Annotated in this window: 14 protein-coding genes; 10 read left to right on the top strand and 4 right to left on the bottom strand. The window is 41.9% G+C overall.

The window, feature by feature from the left end; translation table 11 throughout:
- The 7 genes from HMPREF2983_RS14200 to HMPREF2983_RS12900 form a co-directional block, all read left to right on the top strand.
- Positions 1–270, top strand: a 270-nt coding sequence (locus HMPREF2983_RS14200; protein WP_210400393.1) for a hypothetical protein, incomplete at its 5' end; no start/stop codon positions are given.
- A gap of 73 nt (positions 271–343) precedes the next feature.
- Positions 344–1,297, top strand: coding sequence for a hydroxymethylpyrimidine/phosphomethylpyrimidine kinase (locus HMPREF2983_RS12925; protein ID WP_070669085.1), 954 nt, complete (start codon positions 344–346; stop codon positions 1,295–1,297).
- A gap of 15 nt (positions 1,298–1,312) precedes the next feature.
- On the top strand, positions 1,313–2,194 hold the full coding sequence (gene pdxS, locus HMPREF2983_RS12920; protein WP_070669083.1) for a pyridoxal 5'-phosphate synthase lyase subunit PdxS: 882 nt from the start codon (positions 1,313–1,315) through the stop codon (positions 2,192–2,194).
- The gene (pdxT, locus tag HMPREF2983_RS12915; RefSeq protein WP_070669081.1) at positions 2,191–2,760 is read left to right on the top strand and encodes a pyridoxal 5'-phosphate synthase glutaminase subunit PdxT; all 570 of its coding nucleotides are present in this window, start codon (positions 2,191–2,193) and stop codon (positions 2,758–2,760) included. The genes pdxS and pdxT overlap by 4 nt, the downstream gene beginning before the upstream one ends.
- A gap of 158 nt (positions 2,761–2,918) precedes the next feature.
- Entirely contained in the window at positions 2,919–4,676 is a 1,758-nt protein-coding gene (gene aspS / locus HMPREF2983_RS12910; RefSeq protein ID WP_004372686.1) for an aspartate--tRNA ligase, read from the top strand.
- Positions 4,677–4,840: 164 nt separating this feature from the next.
- Positions 4,841–5,137, top strand: coding sequence for a winged helix-turn-helix domain-containing protein (locus HMPREF2983_RS12905; RefSeq protein ID WP_018919144.1), 297 nt, complete (start codon positions 4,841–4,843; stop codon positions 5,135–5,137).
- Positions 5,138–5,216: 79 nt separating this feature from the next.
- The gene (locus tag HMPREF2983_RS12900) at positions 5,217–5,561 is read left to right on the top strand and encodes a hypothetical protein (RefSeq protein ID WP_070669079.1); all 345 of its coding nucleotides are present in this window, start codon (positions 5,217–5,219) and stop codon (positions 5,559–5,561) included.
- A gap of 796 nt (positions 5,562–6,357) precedes the next feature.
- On the opposite strand, the gene secA is transcribed toward HMPREF2983_RS12900, so the two are convergent.
- The 3 genes from secA to HMPREF2983_RS12885 form a co-directional block, all read right to left on the bottom strand.
- On the bottom strand, positions 6,358–9,684 hold the full coding sequence (gene secA, locus HMPREF2983_RS12895; RefSeq protein ID WP_070669078.1) for a preprotein translocase subunit SecA: 3,327 nt from the start codon (positions 9,682–9,684) through the stop codon (positions 6,358–6,360).
- Between the two features lie 158 nt (positions 9,685–9,842).
- Entirely contained in the window at positions 9,843–11,228 is a 1,386-nt protein-coding gene (locus HMPREF2983_RS12890) for an alkaline phosphatase family protein (protein ID WP_070669076.1), read from the bottom strand.
- 9 nt (positions 11,229–11,237) lie between these two features.
- Positions 11,238–12,443, bottom strand: coding sequence for an Lnb N-terminal periplasmic domain-containing protein (locus HMPREF2983_RS12885; RefSeq protein ID WP_070669074.1), 1,206 nt, complete (start codon positions 12,441–12,443; stop codon positions 11,238–11,240).
- A gap of 85 nt (positions 12,444–12,528) precedes the next feature.
- On the opposite strand from HMPREF2983_RS12885, the gene HMPREF2983_RS12880 reads away from it, so the two are divergent.
- The 3 genes from HMPREF2983_RS12880 (at position 12,529) to HMPREF2983_RS12870 (ending at position 15,837) form a co-directional block, all read left to right on the top strand.
- Positions 12,529–13,833, top strand: a complete 1,305-nt coding sequence (locus tag HMPREF2983_RS12880) for a BamG family beta-barrel-assembly machinery protein (RefSeq protein WP_070669072.1) — start codon at positions 12,529–12,531, stop codon at positions 13,831–13,833.
- 66 nt (positions 13,834–13,899) lie between these two features.
- On the top strand, positions 13,900–14,550 hold the full coding sequence (locus HMPREF2983_RS12875) for an LptA/OstA family protein (protein WP_036889400.1): 651 nt from the start codon (positions 13,900–13,902) through the stop codon (positions 14,548–14,550).
- A gap of 15 nt (positions 14,551–14,565) precedes the next feature.
- Entirely contained in the window at positions 14,566–15,837 is a 1,272-nt protein-coding gene (locus tag HMPREF2983_RS12870; protein ID WP_070669177.1) for a hemolysin family protein, read from the top strand.
- 79 nt (positions 15,838–15,916) lie between these two features.
- Here the strand turns inward: HMPREF2983_RS12870 and HMPREF2983_RS14195 are convergent.
- A partial coding sequence (locus HMPREF2983_RS14195; RefSeq protein WP_083316843.1) for a hypothetical protein occupies positions 15,917–16,150 on the bottom strand: 234 nt, incomplete at its 5' end.

Below are 16,150 nucleotides of genomic sequence, written 5' to 3'. Positions count from 1 at the left end.
CCGAAGAGTAAAAAACAGAAAAAACAGCGTTTCGACCGTGGCCGAAGAGTAAAAAACAGAAAAAACAGCGTTTTGGCCACGGCCGAAAGCAAAAAAATGGAGAAAAATGCGTTTCGGCTGTGGCCGAAACTGAGAAAATGCCTCAAAACGGCTTTCCACCCCCTTGGAAATGGAAACAATGCCTTAAAACGGCTTTTCCAACCCCTTGGAAGCGGGGAAAACGCATCAAAATGGCTTTCCAACCCCTTGGAAATGGAAAAAATGCCTTAAAATAGCTTTCCAACCCCTTGGAAGCGGGAAGATGGATGCTTAAACTAAATTCACGTAATGTAAAGTGAAATCAATGGAGAAATCTGCAATATTGACAATCACGGGTAGTGACGGAACGGGAGAATCCGGAGTGCAGGCTGATGTAAGGACGATATCAGCATTAGGCAGTCATGCTGTATCTGTCTTGACGTCAATCACCGTTCAGAATACATTGGGGATACAATGCTTTTATGACATCCCCGGCAATGTTGTGGCCGCCCAGTTGGAGGCTATTATCAACGATGTGCAGCCCAGTGTGATGAAGATAGGAATGATTCGCAATGTTGAAACGCTGAATGTGTTGGTTCGTACGATTGTAAAATACAAGCCGTCTCATGTGGTATATGACCCTGTTATCAGTTCATTCCTGAATGAAGAACTGATGAGTCGTGATGTTGTTTCTCAGATCAGGTCGTGCCTTTTGCCACTTTGTTCGCTGATTATTATTCGCCGTTCTGAAGCTGATCGTCTGTTGGGGGGATGTTCTTTTCCCAATATTTATTTTATTGACGACCGGGGACGGCATGGAATCAGGAATGTATTTGCGAGTGCTGCGGCTGTCTTTTTGCAAAGAGGATATCCGAATGAAGAAGCTGTGCAGCAGGCTCGCGAATATGTTGAACATCTGATGATAGCTCCAAGTCCGTTAAGTGGCAGGAGCCAGGAGCTGTATCATGAGTTCATGCAGCTTGTGCGCCAGAACTATTCTTCTAACAGCGATGTGCTTTTCTATGCCAATTGCATGAATGTTTCAACCCGTTATTTGGCTCAGGTGTGTAAGCGCGTAGCGGCAAAATCTCCCAAGGCAATAATCGATGACTATATTGTCAATCAGATAGCAACGGCCTTGAGCAGCGAACCAACAAAGACCATACAGCAATTAGCCTATGTGTTTGGTTTCTCCAATCAGGCTCATTTCTCCAAGTTCTTTCGGAAGTTGAAAGGTGTTTCTCCGTCGGAATTCAGAAAACAACAGCAGATAAAATAAACAAACAGTATAATTATGGAAAAAACAGAAAATCGACAGGAATTGAACCGCAACCTTGCACAGATGTTGAAAGGTGGCGTTATTATGGATGTAACAACTCCCGAGCAGGCGAAAATAGCAGAGGCTGCCGGTGCCTGTGCAGTGATGGCATTGGAAAGAATTCCCGCTGACATACGTGCAGCCGGTGGAGTTTCGAGAATGAGCGACCCTAAGATGATCAAAGGAATACAGGAGGCTGTGACCATTCCTGTTATGGCAAAGTGCAGGATTGGCCATATTGCAGAAGCCCAGATTCTTCAGGCTATTGATATTGATTACATAGATGAGAGCGAAGTTCTTTCTCCGGCAGACAATATCTACCATATTGATAAGACTCAGTTTAATGTGCCTTTTGTCTGTGGAGCTAAGAATTTAGGCGAAGCTTTACGCCGAATTGCAGAGGGTGCAACGATGATTCGTACCAAAGGCGAGCCGGGAACAGGCGATGTTATACAGGCTGTCAGTCACATGCGAATGATGCAAAGCGAGATACGCCGCTTGGTTGGAATGGCAGAAGATGAACTCTTTGAGGCTGCCAAGCAGCTGCAGGCTCCTTATGAACTGGTGAGATATGTTCATGATAACGGTCGCTTGCCTGTTGTCAACTTTGCTGCAGGCGGCGTTGCCACACCTGCTGACGCTGCATTGATGATGCAGTTAGGTGCAGAAGGTGTGTTTGTCGGCAGTGGAATCTTCAAGAGTGGTAATCCGGCAAAACGCGCTGCTGCTATTGTAAAGGCTGTTACTAACTACCAAGACCCTAAGTGTTTGGCAGAACTTAGCGAAGATCTCGGAGAGGCCATGGTGGGTATCAACGAAAATGAAATCCAGCTTCTTATGGCTGAGAGAGGAAAATGAGAATCTCGGTTCTTGCATTACAGGGGGCATTTGCTGAACATCGGCAGATGCTCCGGCGCCTTGGCGTCGAAACTTTTGAAGTGCGCCGGCTCTCAGATTGGCATCAGCCAAAGGATGCCTTGATTATTCCAGGAGGCGAGAGCACAGTGCAGTTGAAGCTACTTCGCGATTTAGAACTTTTACTTCCAATCCGGGATGCCATCATGAATGGCCTCCCCGTATTTGGCACTTGCGCAGGCTTGATATTGTTGGCAAAGCAAGTTGAAAACGAAAGTCATGAGCGTATTTCAACCATGGATATTGAAGTGAAGCGCAATGCTTATGGTCGACAGTCGGGTAGTTTCATCACTGAAGCTCCATTTTCTGGAACGACAGTCCCGATGTCTTTTATCAGAGCACCCTATATCTGCCATGCACATCATGGCGTAGAGGTGCTTTCCGAAGTTGATGGAAAAATCGTCGCGGCCCGTGAAGGCAATCAGCTTGTGACGGCTTTTCATCCCGAGTTGACGGATGACCCGTTTGTCCATTCTTATTTTCTTCAGATGATACAGCATAAGCTCTGATTTATTCTGTATGACAATATCAGTGAAAAGCGCCTTTCGCCCATCAGTGAAAGGCGCTGTAATTGTATTGTCCAATTTTGTAATAAAATGGATGTTGTATTCAATATTATTTTGTAACTTTGCATATCAGAAGACAGAATAATAAACACATACATACTATGTATAGAACGAATACTTGTGGGGAGCTTCGCCTCTCTGATGCCGGTAAGGAAGTTGTTTTGGCCGGTTGGGTACAGCGATCAAGGAAAATGGGCGGTATGACCTTTGTCGATCTCCGCGATCGTTATGGTATTACACAGCTTGTTTTCAACGAAGCTGATGACAGGATGCTCTGTGATAATGCCAATAAATTGGGTCGTGAATATTGTATTCAGGTGAAGGGCATTGTCAGCGAGCGTCAGAGCAAGAACTCAAAGATAGCAACTGGTGATATTGAAATCCTCGCGAAAGAATTAAAGGTCTTGTCTCCGTCTCTGACTCCTCCATTCACAATTGAAGATGAATCCGATGGGGGAGATGACATTCGCATGAAATATCGTTATTTAGATCTTCGTCGTAATGTTGTTCGTAAGAATTTAGAACTGCGTCATCGCATGACAATTCTCATTCGCAACTTCCTTGATAGTCATGATTTCATGGAAGTAGAAACGCCGGTTTTGATTGGCAGTACACCTGAAGGTGCACGTGATTTTGTCGTACCAAGTCGCATGAACCCCGGGCAGTTCTATGCTTTACCACAAAGCCCACAGACATTGAAACAATTGCTTATGGTTGCCGGTTTCGACCGCTATTTCCAGATTGCAAAGTGCTTTCGTGACGAAGATTTGCGCGCAGACCGTCAGCCGGAATTCACTCAGATTGACTGTGAAATGAGCTTTGTCGACCAGGATGACGTCATCAACATGTTTGAAGAGATGGCCCGTCACTTGTTCAAGGAAATCCGAGGTGTAGAGTTACCGAAGCTACAGCAGATGACTTGGCACGAGGCGATGAAGCGTTTTGGTAGCGATAAACCTGATTTACGCTTCGGTATGGAGTTCGTAGAACTCAAAGAGGCCTTTGCCGGTAAGGGCAATTTCTCTGTATTTGATGAGGCTACCTATATTGGTGGTATCTGTGTTCCAGGTTGTGCTGACTACAGCCGTAAGCAACTTAATGAGCTGACCGACTTCGTGAAGAAACCCCAGGTGGGTGCCAAGGGCTTGGTATTTATCAAGTATAATACAGATGGTACAATTAAGAGTTCCATTGATAAGTTCTATACTGAAGACGAATTGAAAGAAATCAAGAAGCTCATGGGCGCCAATGATGGCGACTTGGTACTCATACTTAGCGGCGACAATGCCAACAAAACGCGTGTTCAGCTTTGTGCTTTGCGCCTTGAAATGGGCAACCGCCTTGGCTTGCGTGATAAGAACGTGTTCAAATGTCTTTGGATTGTCGACTTCCCATTGTTTGAGTGGAGCGACGAGGAACAGCGTCTTATGGCGACCCACCATCCGTTTACGATGCCCAATCCTGATGATATACCTTTGCTCGACGAGCATCCGGAGCAGGTTCGTGCCAAGGCTTATGACTTCGTCTGCAATGGCATCGAAGTTGGCGGAGGTTCTCTCCGTATTCATGACACGCAACTTCAGGAGAAGATGTTCGAGGTTCTCGGTTTCACCAAGGAGCGTGCTGAAGCACAGTTTGGTTTCTTGATGAATGCATTCAAATATGGTGCACCACCTCATGCAGGTCTTGCTTTTGGTCTTGACCGCTTTGTAAGCATCTTCGCCGGACTTGATTCTATTCGTGATTGCATTGCTTTCCCAAAGAACAATAGCGGGCGTGACGTGATGCTTGATGCTCCGGGCGAACTTGATCAGAAACAATTGGACGAATTGCAGATTAAACTTAATCTCAAGGCTTGACGGTTGATTTACATCAAGAAAATAATAGAACAAAGTACTGAATTGTAAGTTTTATTACATAGTTCTGTCTGTTTTGGAAAATAATGACTAACTTTGTGGTGTCAACTTAAATGTTCGACATCTTTCACTCAAGTTTTTGATAAAGATTAATTAGTTTGTTAGTTATGGCAGAAAAGAAAGCAACAACCAAGGCTGCACCAGTAAAGAAAGCAGCAACGAAGAAGGCCGCTGCGCCTAAGAAGACTACAGCAAAAGAGTCTGCATTGTTTATCAATGCCGAAAGCGTAGGTTTCCGCGCCGGTGATGTTTATCAAGCATTGGCAGCAGCAGGTAAAGCAATGTCTGTAGCGGAGATTGCAAAGGCCGCAAAGATTAGCACAGAAGAGGTTTATCTTGGTATTGGCTGGCTCTTCAAAGAGGGCAAGGTTAAAGACGAGAACAACCAGATTACACTTGCATAATATTCAGTAGTAAGGATATTTGTTAAAGGGAGGGGAGCTGACTGTAAGCATTCAGTTCCCCTCTTTTTTTAGCTTTGTGATGCAGAAATACAACAGTGAGATATTAAGAATATTGGTTGAAGCCGGCAATGAAGGTTTGTCGGTCAAGAAGATTGCACGCCATGTTCATAATGCCTGCAACACATTGTTTTCGTCAGTCAGTTTTGACGAAGTTTATACTTACGTTTCCCAATATCTGATACGTAATTCGAAAAATGCCGATTCCATGATAGCGCGTACAGATGTTCGGGGAAATTATCGTATCAATCCGCGTAATGAGGATTCTCAGCAGTTGATGTTGCAGTTTCAAGATGAATGTGATGAAAAGGAGGATACTCCGAAACCGTCTGTCGACCTGTCCTTATCTTTGTTTGAAGATATGTAGATTTTTCATGTTGGTTAAGGTAAAAGGAATGTCCGTGAACGGGTGAATATTTCCAGAGATCTATTTAGTGATAATATCTTTTATTCTTTTATAATTTATTTTACAAAAGCCTTTGCAGGTTTTGCGTATTCGAAAATACTTTTATCTCCATTCAAAATACGCGAGTTTTGAGGATGTTTTGTAAGATATTGAGATACAGATAGTTGTAGAACTTTATTCATTTTAATGCACTTGTTGTTGTTTGATTTCATTGTGTTTTGTGTCAAATAGCATTCTCATTTGCGCCAGATTGCACAGTAGTTTCATTCATTTTAGGAGCTAAACTCATGCAGATTACAGGTTAAAATGATAGAGATTGCATAAAAAGAAGGTAAAAACGGGGATGCTGAAGCAGCGAAATGACTTCACATATGCGTTGAATATATAGTTTTCTTTTCTATTTGCTGCACTTTTGAAGTAGTGGATTTCAACGATATATCTTTACAATATAGAACTAAATATATACTGCTTTCTTCTCGTAGAGACTTGCCGTTTCATGACTTGTTGGGCTGATCAGGGAATAAGATTCCCGATTATACCTATTCATGGTCAGTATAGTGATAAACTTTGTCTCTTTTTATGGATAAATAATTCAAAGTGGTTGAAAACGTTTCAAAGCTGATAGTATTCCCCTCAGATGATAATAATAAATCTAAAGAAGAAGTTCCCGACTTCTATGGGAGAATATAGTGAAGAAGATAAAAAGCCCATTCACAATGACTATGAATGGGCTTTTTTGTATGTGTATAAGCTTTGCTTAGAGATTCTTACCATGACAGTTTTTGAACTTCTTGCCGCTTCCGCATGGACAAGGATCATTGGGACGAGGCAGACGGTCAGCTACATATGGCGTGTGATTAATCCGGTCTGCACCTTCTCGGGTGTCTTGATGGGCTGCCCTTTGTTGCGCTGCTCGTGCTTCAATATCCTCTTTCTGTTCATGATATCGTTGTGCATGTTGTTCAGGAGCTGCCTCTTGAACTTCTTGAACTACGGGAATCTGACACCGCATCAATACGTTTGCAATACGGTTATTCATGTCGTCAATCATGTTATCCCACAGCTTGACACTTTCTAATTTGAATATCAATAGCGGGTCTTTCTGTTCATAGGAAGCATTCTGGACACTGTGACGTAACTCGTCAAGTTGACGTAGATTTTCTTTCCAGTTGTCATCAATAATGCGAAGCATGATGGTCTTTTCGAATTCCTTAACAACGCTGGCTGCTTCACTGTTGTAGGCTTCTTGCAGGTTTGCAGGAATTTGGTAGATGCTTCGTCCATCGGTGATAGGTACAAGAATACGTTCGAACATAGCTCCCTGTTCCTCTTGTACTTTCTTGATGACAGGGTAGGCGTCTGCTTGAATACGGTCAGTATGGCGTTTGAAAGAAGCCATGGCATCTTGGAAAGCACGCTCTTCGAGTTCGGATCTTACACCACTTTCGAATTCTTCTTGTGTGAAAGGAATCTCCATAGCTAATATTTTCATGAATTCTTCCTTTGCACCTTCATAGTCGTTCTTCTCAATGATGCTGACAACGCGATCCCAAATGACGTTTGTAATGTCCATACCTATGCGTTCACCCATGAGTGCATGTCGGCGCTTCTCATAGATTACAGTGCGTTGTTTGTTCATTACGTCATCGTATTCGAGCAGATGTTTACGGATACCGAAGTTGTTCTCTTCAACTTTCTTCTGCGCACGTTCTATACTCTTTGAGATCATAGGACTCTCAATGCGTTCCCCATCTTCGAAGCCCAAACGGTCCATGATCTTGGCAATACGCTCAGATGCAAAGAGACGCATCAGTTTATCTTCGAGCGAAACATAGAATACAGATGAACCAGGGTCCCCCTGACGGCCTGCACGACCACGTAACTGGCGGTCGACACGACGGCTCTCATGGCGTTCTGTGCCGATGATGGCCAAACCACCTGCGGCTTTAACCTCATCGGTTAGTTTGATATCGGTACCACGACCGGCCATGTTGGTAGCAATGGTTACAGCACCTAAGCCGTTCTCTGAGCGACCTGCTTCGGCTACAATCTGTGCTTCTCTCTGATGAAGCTTGGCATTCAGCACGTTATGAGGGATGTGTCGCATCTTCAACATCTTGCTCAGAAGCTCGCTGATTTCAACAGATGTTGTACCAACCAATACCGGACGCCCTGCATTACGCATCGCTTCGATTTCATCAATAACGGCAGCATACTTTTCGCGTGCAGTCTTATATACGCGATCGTCAAGGTCGTGGCGGGCAATAGGACGGTTTGTTGGAATTTCAACAACGTCAAGTTTGTATATATCCCAGAATTCCCCTGCTTCTGTACTTGCTGTACCCGTCATACCGGCCAGCTTATGATACATACGGAAGTAGTTCTGCAGGGTAATAGTCGCAAATGTCTGTGTTGCAGCTTCAACCTTGACATGTTCCTTAGCTTCAATAGCCTGATGCAGTCCATCACTCCAACGACGACCTTCCATGATACGTCCTGTCTGTTCGTCGACAATCTTTACCTCACCGTCCATGACAACATATTCGTCGTCTTTATTGAACATGGTGTAGGCTTTCAGCAACTGTTGCAGCGTATGAACGCGTTCACTCTGCACACCGTAGTGTGACATCAGTTCATCTTTTTTGTCGATTCTCTCTTGGTCAGAAAGGTTCGTTTGGCTTTCAAGAGCAGACAGTTGAGACGTGATGTCTGGCAGTACAAACAAGTCTTCCTGTCCGGTTTGTTTTGCCAGCCATGCTGTTCCTTTATCTGTAAGGTCTGCACTATTGAGCTTTTCATCAACCACAAAGTAGAGAGGCTCAATAGCTTTAGGCATCTCACGGTTGTTATTGGCCATGTAGAATTCTTCTGTAGCCAGCATTCCGGCTTTAATACCATCCTCAGATAAATACTTAATCAGTGGTTTATTCTTTGGAAGTGCCTTGTAAGAACGATAAAGAGCCAAGAAACCATCTTCAAGTAGCTGCTTGTCGTTTTTCTCTTGTCCGGTAGTGATCTTTTGTTTGGCTTCAGCCAATAGCTCTGTAGCTTGTTTACGTTGCACTTCATATAAGTGTTCAACAAGAGGCTGATATTCTTCAAACATTTGATCATCACCCTTTGGAATAGGACCAGAGATAATCAAAGGTGTACGGGCATCATCAATCAATACTGAGTCAACCTCATCGACAATGGCATAATTATGTTTGCGCTGAACAAGGTCGCTGGGGTTCAGTGCCATGTTGTCACGTAGGTAATCAAAGCCGAACTCATTATTTGTACCAAAAGTGATATCTGCTTGATAGGCTTTGCGACGTGCTTCAGAGTTAGGCTGATGTTTGTCAATACAATCAACAGAGAGGCCATTGAACATATAAAGAGGCCCCATCCACTCAGAGTCACGCTTGGCCAAATAGTCATTGACTGTAACCATATGAACGCCATTTCCTGTCAAAGCATTGAGAAAAACGGGTAGTGTAGCAACAAGAGTTTTACCTTCACCGGTTGCCATCTCTGCAATCTTTCCTTGATGTAAAGCAATACCACCGAACAGCTGTACATCATAGTGTACCATATTCCATTTGAGTTTATTACCTCCGGCAGTCCATTCGTTGTGATAAATAGCCTTGTCACCATCAATCGTTACAAAGTCGTTTGCTGGGTTTGCAGCGAGCTCTCTGTCAAAATCTGTCGCGGTAACAATAGTTTCTTCATTTTCAGCAAAACGGCGGGCGGTATCTTTGATGATGCTGAAAGCTGTAGGCATAACTTCATCCAAAGCTTTCTCGTAGAGGTCGAGAACTTCCTTTTCAAGTTTGTCAATCTGATTGAAGATATCTTCACGCTCATCTATTGGTGTTTCCTCAATCTTAGCTTTGAGTTCTTCTATTTGTTTCTTCTGCTCATCTGCAGAACTCTGAACATAGTGCTGAAGTTCTTTGGTCTTCGCACGCAACTCGTCATTGCTCAGCTTCTGAATTTCCGGATAGACCGCTTTTACTTTCTCTACAAGAGGTTGGATAAGCTTCATATCGCGGCTTGATTTATCGCCGAACAACGATTTCAAAAAGTTATTGAAATTCATTTCTATGTATGTATTATTATTGTCTAAATATTCTGTGCAGTGCAAAATTACGAATTAAAATTCTAATTTTCCACATTAATTATATAAAAGTTTGCATGGAGAACCGACAGATAAAGCCTTTTATATGAATACTTTGACCTTCTTTGTCGGCATAGCTCTTAAAAAAGTGGAGCTGCAGAACAAGCATTTGGAGCCCTGATATGAATGCTTTTACTGATAGTAGGTGCAATACGATCTATGGTAATAGGGGTTGATATACGTTTCCCTTTGATGTTTGTTCCATAGAAAATTACAGGGAATAGGATAATATTATAACGGCTGGTATAGCTTTCTTGAGTGTCTTCATTGATAAGTTTCCACCCTGGAGCGACATTGACGATGATATCACCACTGACGGAAGGATTGTAACCTTGAAGCAGTTTATAAACATCATTGTTACCGGTAAGTAGACGATTGCAGGTATAAACATCACTGATACCTACGCTCTCAAGCAATAGTTCTTGGCAGCGCGTAAGCACATCATGCATGCTAAGCCGTTTCTGTTCAATAGTCTTGCGGTTCAGATAAATCTGATTTCCCCAAGTTGCATCGATATATGTTCCTTGTCCATAGATAGCACAGAGGTAGACATTCAATAACTTGGTTGTACGATTAATATAGAAATTTCCTGTTGGAATACGGTAAAGACCATAGTCATTCTCTTTATTATCCGTTGTGCCTGTACCCGTAATGACAAATAGGACATGGCTTTTACCTACTTGATGTTCAATATTACTAACAAGTTTATCAAGGACATTATCTATTTGAATATATATTTGTTGCAGAGCATCTTCGCGATTGCGGAATTGTTCGTTGTCCTCCATAGATGCGGAAAGGGTGACTGTCAGCATGTCTGGAATGTCATCTTTCCCCATTCCACTTCTTGAAACAATTTCTATTGCTTTGTCTCCAATTGCTTCATTGTTAACATTATGTGGGGCAAGTGGAGTGTTGAGCCATTGTGGTGAAGCTCCGTAAAAAGCAGTCGTCTTCCATTTTCTGAAAACCTCATCATACCATATTGCATTATCAGCAGCATGACCTGCTGACAGAATGGCAGCACTTTTGTCTGCTGCAATGCTGTAAATAATGCTTTTCCCATGCGTCGAAACCTTCATCTCGTCACCAACAGTTGATATCTTTAATTGAGAAGGACCATAGATGTATTGTTTCTCATCAACGCAGTAAACAGGGTGTAGCGTGGTGCGGTCTATCCATTGACTGCCAATAATACCATGGTGGAAAGGAGTTGTACCTGTTGCAATAGTTGCAATGGATGAGGGGGTAGAAACAGGTGTGAATGGACAAGAGGCTACCTCATACGTTTTCCCTTCTTGCATAAGTTTCTGAAAGCCAGCAGCCTTAAAGAAAGGAGAAAAGGCATCAATATAGTCTGCATTCAGCTGGTCAATAGTGATGTTGACGATTAACCGCGGTGCAAGTTCGAATGCTTGCATCTCTGCAGAAGTTAATGCGGCTATCAGTATGGCAATATATCTGTTCACGTTGTTTTCTTATAATAATTGATGTTGCTTTTGTGCGACTCTGAATGACATGACGCTTGTTATAAGCAAAACGAATGCCAAGAGTTGTATTCCGTCTGCAAAAGTTTGGAAAAAACTTCCGATACATCCTATTGCATAACATGAGATTATGAGAAGTTGGTAGTTTCTCTTATTGCGGATTTTGGGGAAAAGTAGTAATAGGTTGAGCGGATTAAGTATGAATATCTGTAAATTAAGACTTACAGTGGGATGTTGACTGAAGATCATTGCAGTGAGTATAAAACCACAAAGTCCAGTTACTAACCATAAGACAGAGAATGTCAGGATATAGTAGCATCTGGCTTTTCTTTGCAGTACAGTAGATGTTATGATTATCACAATGATAAAGAATATCAGAATGTTGGGTGTAAATTTATTGAAAAAATCATTATCTCCCATATTGTTTGTTGGTGTGGGAGAGAGCAAGTAAGAACTTTTGCTGACGAGTTTTTTTGTTTTCCCATGTCCATAGTTTACAATCGCATGTTGAAAATCATGACTTAGGGAATCAGGAAGAAATTGTCGTTCCTCCATTGAAAGTGGGCGGTCAGCCTTAAGACCAAGGAGTAAATCGTTTCCCCATTTAGCCCATTGATGTTGTTTGTTCCACTGATGGATTTCCTCCCTATATGATGATGTAAAATGTTGGTAACCATGATAATCAATAAATCCATTCATATTATTGATTAAGATGTTGCGTGCTCTTGTCGTGCAGTTGTCGTAGAAATAATTATAACGATATGTCCTGTTTTCTGGCATGTAGTTTTTATCTATAGCCAAAGCGATATTCTGCTTGTCTTGAGGTGAAAGATTTAGAGATTGTTCTTTCACCCATCTCCCTTCGCTTTTATATTCTTCATAGAAGTCTTTATAGGGCATGATACCCATTTCATAGTCTGTCAAACCAAAAATAAATCTCAATATGAAATATTTCTGACGAAATGAGAATATCCCGTAATTAATGACAAGATCTTGATGATTTCTTAAATCCTGAAACCTTATTGCTGTATGTCCGTACAGAGAATAAATCTCATGTCCAGGGCCACAAGTAAGTAGGCTGATTTGCATGGAATCACCATAAATGTCAGACGATGTTTGTGCTGCTTGGATATTATGTGTAAAAGACATTGAAAAAACAAGCAGTACACTTCTGAAAATATATTGAAAACGTTTCACAATGCAAAAATAGCTTATATTTCTGAGTTATCATGCATTTGTTTCTGATTTTTTTGATAATTTTGCAAGCAATTATATAGCAATTATGAATAAACTATTATTAAGCGCTACCTTGTTGACAGTAATATCAACAACAGCATTAGCTCAAAGTGGCACTAATTCACCATATAGTCAATATGGCTTAGGTTTATTGTCCGATTATGGTACAGGGTTTAATCGGGGAATGAATGGCTTAGGCTTGGGTTTTCATGAACATGGCCAAATCAACTACATGAACCCTGCATCTTATTCTTCTTTGGACTCTTTGTCATTTATATTTGATGCTGGTTTCTCTGGTCAATTGACGAATTTTAAAGAGAATGGTGTTAAGAAGAATGCTAAGAACGGTGTGTTTGATTATGTTGTAGCGGGGTTTCGTGCAGCCAAACATGTTGGCGTTAGCTTTGGCGTTATTCCTTATTCAAATATCGGATATAAATATGCTACAACAGGAGATTTGAATAACAAGCAGTCGCCATCTTATCAGACTTACACAAATACATTTGAAGGTAATGGGGGACTGCACCAAGTTTATCTCGGTGTGGGCTGGCAACCATTTACAGGTTTGTCTATAGGTGCAAATATTGCTTATCTTTGGGGAAACTATACACGTTCTGTGGTTAACTCTTACAGTGACGCTTATGTTAATACCATTTCAAAGTATTATACGGCGACAGTGAACAACTATAAACTTGATTTCGGTGTGCAATATACTGCTCGCCTGTCAAAGAAAGATGAATTGACCATTGGTGCAACCTATGGTTTGGGACACAAGTTAGATGTAGATCCTGAATGCAGAATCATTTCAAACAACTCACAAACGAACGTGTCTGATACTACTTCTTTGAAAATTAAGAATGGTTTAGAACTTCCAACTACATTTGGAGGTGGCTTGATGTTTAATCACAACAATAAATTGAAGGTTGGCGTTGACTATTCATTGATGCAGTTTGGTAAAGTAGGCTATCCAGAATATACATTGGAGAATGGTGTGCCAAAATATGTTCTTTCCAACAGTATCTACAAAGATCGTCACAAATTAACCTTGGGGGCAGAGTTTTGTCCCAATGAAAAGGGGCGTAAGTTCTCTAACCGTCTTCACTATCGTTTAGGCGCTTCTTATGCTACACCATATTATAAAGTGAATGGTGTGGAGGGGCCGAAAGAGTATGGAGTAAGTGTAGGTTTGGGTATTCCTGTTATTAATGAGTGGAATAATCGGTCTATACTCAATATCAGTGGTTCATGGGTTCGGCAGGAGGCACCAGGGCTAATCAAGGAGAACACTTTCCGAATTAATATTGGTTTTACGTTCAACGAACGTTGGTTTGCCAAGTGGAAGGTTGAATAAAAAATAGTCTTAGGCTCTATTTCTCCTATGTTGAAACCTATAAGGTATAATATATGTTTGGCTATGATGTCCATAATGCTTTTCATTGCCTGTGAAGAACAGCATGAACATACTGCTCCTGCAATTCGTGCTCGTGATTCTGTCGCTGTTATGACAAGCTATGGTGTCAATACGTTGATTTCCGATTCAGGCGTTGCCAAATATCGGATTGTTACTGAAGAATGGGAGATCAATACCAATTTACAACCGTCTCGCTGGCTGTTCAACAAGGGAGTGTTCCTCGAACAATTCGATGAAAAATTTCATGTTCAGGCCTATATTCAGTGTGATACGGCTTATTATTACGATCAGATGAGGTTGTGGGAGTTGCGTTCTCGGGTTCGCATTCTCACCAAGGACGGATTACGTTTTGCCAGTGAACAGTTGTTCTGGGATGAAGGGAAACATGAACTCTATTCAAATGTTTTCTCTAAATTGATTACGCCTGACCGCACACTTCAAGGGAGTTATTTCCGCAGTGATGAGCAGATGACGAAATATTTCATATCCAACACGAAAGGCTCTTTTGCCAAAGACGATTTCGAGGGAGGAGATAATGGCGCCAATGATGCAAATATGACGGATTCTGCGCGGCGTGCGCAAGACTCTATTGCAAAGTATCAGCATCCTATTGCAACACCGCAACGTAGAAACACATCAATTCCTTTGATGCATTGATTAAGTTTTTGTATGATGAATGAAACCATAGATATTCCTTTGGTAATCGGCATTTTGGGCACGATGGCATTTTCTGCTTTCTTCTCGGGAATGGAGATTGCTTTCGTTTCCAGTAATCGTATGCTTTTTGAAGTTGATAAAGAGAGACATGGTGTGGCAACGCGGCTCATTAATTTCTTTTATCGTCATCCCAATGATTTCGTGAGTACGATGCTTGTTGGAAACAATGTCGTGCTTGTCATTTATGGTATTCTGATAGCCCGTTTCTTTGACAATTCAATCTTCCACGGATTTACTCCGGCTTTTACGGTCCCTGCCGATACGGTTCTTTCAACGGTGATTATGCTCTTTACGGGGGAATTCTTGCCGAAGATACTTTTCAAAAGCAATCCGAACGGGCTGATGACAATCTTCTCTCCAATGGCATTCCTTTTTTACATCGTGCTTTGGCCAATCAGTCGTTTCGCGACCTTTCTTGCGAAGTTACTGTTGAGATTAGTCGGTATTAAAATGGAAAAGGAGGATAACGAGGAAGAATTTTCTAAGATAGATCTTGATTATCTTGTCCAGTCCAGTATTGATAATGCAAAGTCTGATGATGAGATTGATGATGAAGTGAAGATATTCCAGAACGCTTTGGAGTTTTCGGAAACAAAGGTGCGCGACTGTATGATTCCTCGTACAGAAATCAATGCTGTCGAATATGATTGCACTGTAGCTGACCTCATGCAGAAGTTTATTGAAAGTGGAAATAGTAAAATCATCGTTTACCGTGGTGATATTGACCATATAGAAGGCTATATTCACTCATCGGAAATGTTTCGGACGGCAGGGAAAGATTGGCATGAGTCTGTTCGGACAATGCCTTTTGTGCCCGAAACAATGGCAGCTCAAAAATTGATGAAGACCTTTTTGCAGAGTAAGAAAAGCCTTGGCGTCGTGGTTGATGAGTTCGGAGGAACAAGTGGTATCGTGTCTTTAGAGGATATTGTGGAAGAGATATTCGGTGATATCGAAGATGAACACGACAGCAATAAATATGTTGCCAAGAAGATGAGCGACAATGAATATCTCCTGTCTGCGCGCTTGGAGATTGACAAAGTGAATGATATGTTCAATCTTGGTTTGCCGGAAGATGATGATTATAAAACGGTCGGTGGCTTTATTCTGAACTTTTATCAGAGTTTTCCCAAGCTTAATGAGGTCGTGAAAATCGGCCGTTTCAGTTTCAAGATTATCAAGAGCACAATGACAAAGATCGAGTTGGTGAAGCTTACAGTCTTGTGATATGGCAGCTTTCTTTTGTCGTTGACCCCCTACTTCTATTTGCATGACAGCAGAAACAAGTCGTCAATGTTATTGACTTTTATCTGCTTTTAATACCCATGCGGGGCCTATAATAAGTATTTTTTACGTGAATTCGGTTTAAGCATCCATCTTTCTGCTTCCAAGGGGTTGGAGAGCTGGTTTTCAGGTGTTTTTCGGTTTCCAAGGGGTTAGAAATGCAATTTTCAGCGTTTTTTCTATTTCCAAGGGGTTGGAGAGCAGGCTGCCAGGTGTTTTTCGGTTTCCAAGGGGTTGGAAATGCAATTTTCAGCGT

Origin of the sequence: Prevotella sp. HMSC077E09 (assembly GCF_001814685.1) — a bacterium.
GTDB classification, from domain to species: Bacteria; Bacteroidota; Bacteroidia; order Bacteroidales; family Bacteroidaceae; genus Prevotella; species Prevotella oris.
The sequence above is the reverse complement of the archived record's forward strand: the minus strand, read 5'-3'. Positions and strand labels throughout refer to the sequence as shown.

Excerpts from the sequence above, each read along its gene's own strand:
- HMPREF2983_RS12925 (WP_070669085.1), top strand. The coding sequence starts at position 344 with ATGGAGAAATCTGCAATATTGACAATCACGGGTAGTGACGGAACGGGA.
- pdxS (WP_070669083.1), top strand. The coding sequence starts at position 1,313 with ATGGAAAAAACAGAAAATCGACAGGAATTGAACCGCAACCTTGCACAG.
- pdxT (WP_070669081.1), top strand. The coding sequence starts at position 2,191 with ATGAGAATCTCGGTTCTTGCATTACAGGGGGCATTTGCTGAACATCGG.
- aspS (WP_004372686.1), top strand. The coding sequence starts at position 2,919 with ATGTATAGAACGAATACTTGTGGGGAGCTTCGCCTCTCTGATGCCGGT.
- HMPREF2983_RS12905 (WP_018919144.1), top strand. The coding sequence starts at position 4,841 with ATGGCAGAAAAGAAAGCAACAACCAAGGCTGCACCAGTAAAGAAAGCA.
- HMPREF2983_RS12900 (WP_070669079.1), top strand. The coding sequence starts at position 5,217 with ATGCAGAAATACAACAGTGAGATATTAAGAATATTGGTTGAAGCCGGC.
- secA (WP_070669078.1), bottom strand. The coding sequence starts at position 9,684 with ATGAATTTCAATAACTTTTTGAAATCGTTGTTCGGCGATAAATCAAGC.
- HMPREF2983_RS12880 (WP_070669072.1), top strand. The coding sequence starts at position 12,529 with ATGAATAAACTATTATTAAGCGCTACCTTGTTGACAGTAATATCAACA.
- HMPREF2983_RS12875 (WP_036889400.1), top strand. The coding sequence starts at position 13,900 with ATGTCCATAATGCTTTTCATTGCCTGTGAAGAACAGCATGAACATACT.
- HMPREF2983_RS12870 (WP_070669177.1), top strand. The coding sequence starts at position 14,566 with ATGAATGAAACCATAGATATTCCTTTGGTAATCGGCATTTTGGGCACG.